The 4,533-nt window shown below is 64.5% G+C and carries 8 protein-coding genes; all 8 read left to right on the top strand.

What is annotated here, in order from left to right; translation table 11 throughout:
- The first annotated feature begins 130 nt into the window (after positions 1–130).
- The gene (locus tag IRZ31_RS20365; RefSeq protein WP_297157299.1) at positions 131–343 is read left to right on the top strand and encodes a hypothetical protein; all 213 of its coding nucleotides are present in this window, start codon (positions 131–133) and stop codon (positions 341–343) included.
- Positions 344–519: 176 nt separating this feature from the next.
- Positions 520–762, top strand: coding sequence for a hypothetical protein (locus tag IRZ31_RS20360; RefSeq protein WP_297157296.1), 243 nt, complete (start codon positions 520–522; stop codon positions 760–762).
- A gap of 211 nt (positions 763–973) precedes the next feature.
- On the top strand, positions 974–1,846 hold the full coding sequence (locus IRZ31_RS20355) for a hypothetical protein (RefSeq protein ID WP_297157293.1): 873 nt from the start codon (positions 974–976) through the stop codon (positions 1,844–1,846).
- Between the two features lie 67 nt (positions 1,847–1,913).
- Positions 1,914–2,408: a hypothetical protein gene (locus tag IRZ31_RS20350; RefSeq protein WP_297157290.1), complete on the top strand. Its 495-nt coding sequence runs from the start codon at positions 1,914–1,916 to the stop codon at positions 2,406–2,408.
- 81 nt (positions 2,409–2,489) lie between these two features.
- Positions 2,490–3,071 (top strand): hypothetical protein, encoded by a 582-nt coding sequence (locus tag IRZ31_RS20345; RefSeq protein WP_297157287.1) that lies wholly within the window; start codon positions 2,490–2,492, stop codon positions 3,069–3,071.
- Between the two features lie 19 nt (positions 3,072–3,090).
- Positions 3,091–3,693 (top strand): glucosaminidase domain-containing protein, encoded by a 603-nt coding sequence (locus tag IRZ31_RS20340; RefSeq protein ID WP_297157284.1) that lies wholly within the window; start codon positions 3,091–3,093, stop codon positions 3,691–3,693.
- On the top strand, positions 3,690–4,088 hold the full coding sequence (locus IRZ31_RS20335; protein ID WP_297157282.1) for a hypothetical protein: 399 nt from the start codon (positions 3,690–3,692) through the stop codon (positions 4,086–4,088). Before IRZ31_RS20340 ends, IRZ31_RS20335 begins: the two co-directional genes overlap by 4 nt.
- Before the next feature lie 84 nt (positions 4,089–4,172).
- Positions 4,173–4,533: hypothetical protein (locus IRZ31_RS20330; protein WP_297157279.1), on the top strand; the 361-nt coding region annotated here is incomplete at its 3' end.

The raw sequence follows: 4,533 nt of genomic DNA, 5'->3' as shown, positions 1-4,533 counted from the left end.
TGCCTTCGAACTGATCGACGAACCCCCGCCGAGGAAAATCCTCTGCCTGGCCTGTGCGGCCAGGCTGGGGCTCCTGGGGGGATGAGACGATGGCCGGAAGGAATTGCTGAAAAAGAGGAGACGAACAGCTATGCTTGACATGGTGCTCTCGGTCATGCTGGCGATTGTTCTCGTAGGCGCAGTGGTGAGCGTGATTGGCATGGTGGTCACGCTGGTCCGGTTTGATCGCCAGGTCTCGGCGACCGAACGGGCGATGAGCGCTGACATCCAGGAGGAGCTGACGGAGCTGGCGCGTGCTCTGGCAAGAAAACCAGGAGAGCAGGACACTGAAGCGAGTTCCTGACCTGGCAGGGCTGGTTGCCGGCTGGCGGTGGTCGCCTCTGACGCGACGCAGCGGCAGGGAGGGACGGGTCACCGCCAGCAGGGAGCCAGCCGGTCCGGTCTAGGATTGACCAATCAGAGTGCTCTCCTTCCTTGCTCTCCCAAGGAAAGGATCTATCTTCAGAGGAGGTACATACGATGATTTCGGCAGAGGACCTGCAACTGCTTCGCGATTTGCGGGATGAGATGGATCAGCGCATTGACCGGGCGCAATCGCCCTACATGGAGAAGGTGTTCATTGACATTAAGGCGATCGTGGTCAAGCGCATCCAGCGCGCCGAGTCGAATGCCGAGCGACTCCTGTTGGCCGCACAGCGCAAGGCCAACAAAGAGCGGCGCCGCGCAGCGAAAACAGGCTCTGCGCAGACTCCTGCTTCATAGCAGAGAGGTGCATGAATGCGCATCAACGCGCTCACCAGAGCCGATGAGGAATGTGAGTGGAGTCTGAGCGCATTCCGAGCGGGGTGTGAGCGGGGTGTGAGTGGAAAGGGGCGTCTCTCCTCCCCTGGGCGGTCGGAGTCGCCCCTGTTGTGTGGCTTTTTTCCCCAAGATGGAGTCGAAAGCCCCTCTCTTATCGGAAGGAGAAAGAACCATGAGGCGTTGGCTCAGATGGATGGCTTCCTGGTGGCAACGAGTCGCGCGCCAGCGCAGAGCGGAGCAGTTCAATGACCCAGAGTCCCAGCAAGAGGAACCGCTGAGTCGGCGGGACCGGATGGAGCGCCTCATTGAGACCTTTGACGAAGACCACGAGCCGCTCCTGGTGCGAGCGGTCGTGCTGCTGTTCATGCTCCTGTTCACCGTTGGCAGTGTGCTGTTGGCCGGCTGTATCGGTCTTGCCATTGCGGCGGCCATTGTCGGGCCGTGGCGAGCGGATGCGGAAGTGGTGGGCGTCTACCTGATGGCGATCTTCGTGGAAGAGGCGTTTGCCGCCCTGGTGCTGGCGATTGCCCGTGCGATTGGACGGACGCAGCAGGAGCGGCGGATGGTCTGGCTGCTCTTTGCGGCAATCAGTCTGTTTATCCTCTTCGCGGTCGGCGGTACCTACACGCAATACTGGCTGCTCTCCGCGCTCGCTCCGGGAGGGGTGAGGCCGGCAGAGCAGGCGATGATCCTCTTCCGCTCGATCGCCCCCTCGCTCTTCGATGTGGCGGCAGCCGTGTTCATGGCGATCTACTCCCGCCAGACACTGGAGAAATTCCTGGCGCAACAGGCCAAGAAAGAGGAAGCCATCGAGGCTTTGAGCCGGGCGGAAATCCGCATTGAAGAAGCCTTCAATGAGGCGGAAATCCGGCGGCAGCAACGAGAGGAAGAGATGGCCCTCCGTCGACGCAGGGAGGAGGTCCTCAATCGGATTGAGGGCAAGATCGGCGAAGCCGCGGTGACGGTGGTCGAAAGCACGGTGGAGCGGCTGCAGCTGCCCGCCCCCGGACAGGGTGGGCAAAGCACCTTACGTCGGATTATCTAAGGATCTCATCCCCTCTGAGAGGGGGTGAGCTGGAACGCCCCGCGAGCATTCCCCCAGGAGCAGAGGTATGCCACAGAGTTCCTCGCGTTGGAAGCTGGTGGACCGCCTGCTGCTGCGCCTGGCTCCGTCGCTGCAGCTGCAGGTCCGACCTGCAGAGGGAGGCCACCATCGCTACTGGATCGAGATGGATGGGCGAGAGTGGCAGGCGCTGACGTTGGTCCGCTCATCCGATTACTGGAGGCAGCGGCTGCATCTGCAGCCCGCTGGCCGCCTGCTCCAGCTGATTGTGTGTGAGCGCCATGACTCCATCTTGCCGCTGGAGGTCCTGGACCTGACGGCAGGCCGATTGTACGACCGCTACACCGCGCCGCTTTGGTTTGAGCAAGGTCGCCGTCAGCGAGTGGCAGGGACCGGCATGATCGTGCTGGGGGGATTGCTGTGCGGGCTCCATGAGTGGCATGAAGCCCTGGAGCGGTTTCCGCCCTCGACGCGGCGGCGGTATCGGGCCGAGCTGCGGCGATTGATGAAGCGGCGTCCAGGACGACCCCTCACGCTCTCCTGAGCTGCCTATCCACTTTGGCTTTCCCAGTCCCATGCCTGGGGGAGATTTCCCCTGGGTCGGTCCTCAGCAAAGAGGTGTCTCATGCAAGAACCTCACCCCATGTTCCCAAGCTATGTGGTGCACGAACTGACTCCAGAAGCCCGCCACGTCATTGAAGCGGCGGGTGGCCAGGTCAGGCCGCAGCCAGAGCAAGAGGGCTACGTGGTGTGCCATCCGTCCCCCGAAGCAACCAGTGCGACGGAGGACGGATGGCTGCTCATGGAGCTTCCCACAGGGGTGCTCTGGTATGAGGAGGAGACAGGCCGGCTGGAGGGAGAGCGGGCCCTCCCCCCAGCGCCGTCGGGCGTCGGCGCCGGCGTGCGCGTGCAGACCCGCCCAAGGGCGTCGGTTCCTGTCGACGGGTGCCCCTGGAGCAAGCGCGGGATCAGCGTCAGTGGAAGCTGGAGCGTGCTGCTCTGGGTGCTGGCGCTGGTCGTCAACGGGCTGGCCCTGGCAAAGGGCTGGCAGCCGCCGCCATCATGGCTGGCCTGGGGCCTCGATGAACTGGTCGCCGGCGCTCTGCTCGGGGGCTGGCTGCTGCTGACCTGGTGGCGGCAGCAACGGCTCTGGCTGGTGGGGGCCTTGCTCCTGATCGGCGCGCTCTGGCTCGCCTCCTGGATATAGCGGGAGAAGGAGTGTCGAGATGAAACGCCTGTTCTTCCTGGTCAGCGGCTTCCTGCTGTTGTGGGGGCTGCTGGCGCTGGTCCTCAGCGGGCCTGATCGGCTGGGTCTGGCTGGCGCCAGCGCTCCCGCTCCGAGAGGCCCCCAAACCCCCGGGCGCATCCCTCGCACCTCCGCCAGCATCTCCCGCGTACAGGGACCGCCCACGATTGGGCGGGCGCAGGTCGATCGGCTGCTGTGTGCCGCAGGCAGTCCGGCCTGTGGCACGGGGGACATCCTTTATGACGTCATGGTGCAGGCCGGCATCAATCCGGCATTTGCCTTAGCCATCTTCTGGCACGAGTCGCATTTCGGCACCCTGGGAGTGGCGCGCGCCACCCACTCCCTCGGCAACATTCGCTGTACGCCGTCCTGGTCCCGATGTCTCGGAGGATACCGCTGGTACCCGAGCTGGCAGGCCAGCTACACCGACTTCGCGGCCTTGTTGACGCGGGAGTATTTCCCGCGGGGGCTGCTGACCGTCGAACAGATCCTGCCAGTGTATGCGCCGGCGGCAGATAACAATGTCCCGGCGGCCTATATCTCAGATGTCTTGGCGCTCATGGAGCACTGGAGGCAGAGATGACTTCCACTTCATCCTTCAGCCAGCCCGCTGCCGAGGTGGGCTGGACGGCCTTCGTCTTGACTCGCATCGTCAGATCGCAGGTGAGCAGCGTGCTCAAGAGGGAGGGCTTTCGGCTCTCCTTCAGCCTGCCGGCCTGCCGGCGCCGCTGGGGCTGGTTGCCGGCACAATACCACTACACGGATGCGGCGGGCACCGAAGTGATCTGGCTCTCGGGCCAGGACCCGGAGGCGCGTGAGCAGGACCCGATGGCCCCAGAGCACCGCAGCCGGTTCTGGGTGTATGCCGCGCGGCGGGCGCCGGAGCGGGCCGAGCTGATTCTGATGCGCCTGCGCCAGGCCTGGGGCCTGGACTGGCGGCCCGTGACGGCGCAGAATCCCCTACGGCCCACTTCCTGAAGGCTTCCTCAGACCACGTGCCCCTCTTTATTCCACCCACACAGGACCCATCGCGCCCATGCGATGGGTCCAGAAAGGAGCGATATGGACTCTCTGTACCACCTCACGACTCTCCTGCACCAGATCGAGCAGCTGAGTGCCACCGTCCTGGAGCCGCTGCCTCGCCCGCTCTCCGTTGCCGAGGTGGAGCATCGCCTGGCACACCGTCAGCAGCTGCAGGCGCTGCTGCGCGAGCTGGAGCAGGCGGTCAACGAGCTCCCGGCGTTGCCTGACCCCGAGGGCATGGCCTGGGCCCAGGCGCTGCTGGCCCTTCCCACCAGCCTGATCCTGGAAGTGGACACGACCAGCCTGGGAAGCGCTGCGGAGCTGCTCCGGCTGGTGCTGGTGCGCCCCAGCGACGGACAGACGGTCTTCGATCAGATCTTGCGTCCCCAGCAGGGGTACG

Origin of the sequence: Thermogemmatispora sp. (assembly GCF_019683635.1) — a bacterium.
Classification (GTDB): domain Bacteria; phylum Chloroflexota; class Ktedonobacteria; order Ktedonobacterales; family Ktedonobacteraceae; genus Thermogemmatispora.
This window is presented reverse-complemented; position numbering and strand designations above follow the sequence as displayed.

Excerpts from the sequence above, each read along its gene's own strand:
- IRZ31_RS20340 (WP_297157284.1), top strand. The coding sequence starts at position 3,091 with ATGAAACGCCTGTTCTTCCTGGTCAGCGGCTTCCTGCTGTTGTGGGGG.
- IRZ31_RS20365 (WP_297157299.1), top strand. The coding sequence starts at position 131 with ATGCTTGACATGGTGCTCTCGGTCATGCTGGCGATTGTTCTCGTAGGC.
- IRZ31_RS20345 (WP_297157287.1), top strand. The coding sequence starts at position 2,490 with ATGCAAGAACCTCACCCCATGTTCCCAAGCTATGTGGTGCACGAACTG.
- IRZ31_RS20360 (WP_297157296.1), top strand. The coding sequence starts at position 520 with ATGATTTCGGCAGAGGACCTGCAACTGCTTCGCGATTTGCGGGATGAG.
- IRZ31_RS20355 (WP_297157293.1), top strand. The coding sequence starts at position 974 with ATGAGGCGTTGGCTCAGATGGATGGCTTCCTGGTGGCAACGAGTCGCG.
- IRZ31_RS20350 (WP_297157290.1), top strand. The coding sequence starts at position 1,914 with ATGCCACAGAGTTCCTCGCGTTGGAAGCTGGTGGACCGCCTGCTGCTG.
- IRZ31_RS20335 (WP_297157282.1), top strand. The coding sequence starts at position 3,690 with ATGACTTCCACTTCATCCTTCAGCCAGCCCGCTGCCGAGGTGGGCTGG.